This window comes from Streptomyces sp. NPDC058620 (genome assembly GCF_042717135.1).
Lineage (GTDB): Bacteria > Actinomycetota > Actinomycetes > Streptomycetales > Streptomycetaceae > Streptomyces.
The window spans coordinates 1-1942 of record NZ_JBHXQO010000148.1 but is presented as its reverse complement, the minus strand read 5'-3'; the positions used below and the strand labels follow the sequence as shown (position 1 = coordinate 1942).

The 1942-nt window shown below is 68.6% G+C and carries 1 protein-coding gene; it reads right to left on the bottom strand.

Going from position 1 to position 1942, the window contains the following annotated elements; all coding sequences use genetic code 11:
• Positions 1-1942, bottom strand: a 1942-nt coding sequence (locus ACFWSK_RS37735) for a condensation domain-containing protein (RefSeq protein ID WP_383796707.1), incomplete at both ends; no start/stop codon positions are given.

Here is a 1942-nt window from a genome sequence, read left to right as displayed (position 1 = left end):
CACGCAAATAATGCGCCAGACGACTCGCCCGACCCATCAACCCCCCATACGTCAACGACTCCCCACCCACCACCACAGCCACCGCATCCGGAGACACCACAGCCCGCCCAGCAATCAACTCATGCACACCACCCACCAACGGCAACACCACCGAAGAGGCATTCCACCCCTCCACCACCAGCTCACGCTCGCCAACAGACAGCACCGGCAGCTCACCCACCCGGCGGTCCCCGCTCTCCGCCACCGCCTCCAGCACCGTGATCAAGTGACCAGCCAGACGCTCCACCGTCGCCGCGTCAAAGAGCGCAGTGCTGTACTCGATCGTGCCCGTCAGGGGTCCGTCGGCATCACCCATCGTCACTGCCAGGTCGAACTTGACCGGCAGGGCACTCGGGCCCGGCTCGCCGCTCGCTTCAGCCCTGTCCCCGGGGCCCTCGCCGGCCGCGTCCCCGGCGGCGCCCTCGGACTCCCCGGCGACATAGCTGAACAGGACCTGGAACAGCGGATTGCGGGAGCGATCGCGCTCCGTTACGAGTTCGTCCACCAGCTGCTCGAACGGCACGTCCTGATGCGCATACGCACCCAGTGCCGTCTCCCGCACACGCCCCACCAGCTCACGGAACGTCGGATCACCCGACAGATCCGTACGCAGCACCAGCGTATTCACGAAGAACCCGATCAGGTCCTCAGTCTCCGCACGATTCCGGTTCGCGACCGGCGTGCCCACCACCACATCATCCGAACCCGCATATCGACCCAGCAGCACATTGAAGGCCGCGAGCAGCGTCATGAACATCGAAGCGCCGCTCTCCCGCGACAGCTCCCGCAACGCCTCCGCCGTCCGCGCCGACACGCTGAACCGCTGCACCGCACCGGCCGACGAACGAACAGCGGGACGCGGCCGGTCCGTAGGCAGCTCAAGCTCTGGTGCGTCGGCCAACATCGATCGCCAGTAGGACAGTTGCCCGTCCAGGACCTGCCCCGTGAGCCATTCGCGTTGCCACACCGCGAAGTCCGCGTACTGCACGGCAAGCGGCGGCAACGGGTCCGGCTCTCCTGCCCGGAACGACTCGTAGAGGGCGGTCAGTTCACGGCGCAGGATCTGTCCTGACCACTCGTCGGAGACGACATGGTGCATGGCCAGTGCAAGGAGGTGCTCATCATGCCGCACGCGGATCAGCGTGGCGCGGATCAGCGGCCCGTCGGCCAGATCGAACGGCGTGACGGCGTCCGCGAGCATCAGCTCGCGCGCCGCGGCCAGAGGTTCGGCGTCGCCGGACACATCCGCCACCACGAGCGGGAACGGCTCCGGCGAGTCGATCACCTGATGCGGCACGCCGTCGGGGCCCGCGACCAGTCTGGTCCGCAGCACCTCGTGCCGAGCCACTACCGCGCTCAGGGCCTCACCCAGCGCCGCGATGTCCAGGCCGCCGGGCCAGATGACCGGTTGGGGCACGTTGTACTCGGCAGATCCGGGCTCCATCTGGTCGAGGAACCACAGGCGCTGCTGCGCGAACGACAACGCCAGCGGCTCGTCCCGGTCGGCCGCCGCCATGGGCGGCACCGCCGCACTGTTGCCGGCTGCGTCGACGACCGCGGCCAGCTCCCGCACGGTCGGGTGGTCGAACAGAGCGGCCAGGGGTATCTCGGCCGCGAACACGTCCCTGATACGTGAGACCACCTGGGTGGCAAGCAGCGAGTGCCCGCCCAGCTCGAAGAAGTCGTCGACTGCGCCTACCTGCTCCACGCCCAGGACCATGGCCCAGATCCCGGCCAGCAGTTCCTCCGTCACGCTCGTCGGCGCGACGAAGCCCGTCAGCCCCTGGCGGACGGCATCCGGTGCCGGAAGTGCGGCGCGGTCGATCTTGCCGTTCGGGGTGAGCGGCAGCGCGGCAAGCTCCACGAACACCGACGGCACCATGAACCCGGGCAGCCGCTCGCC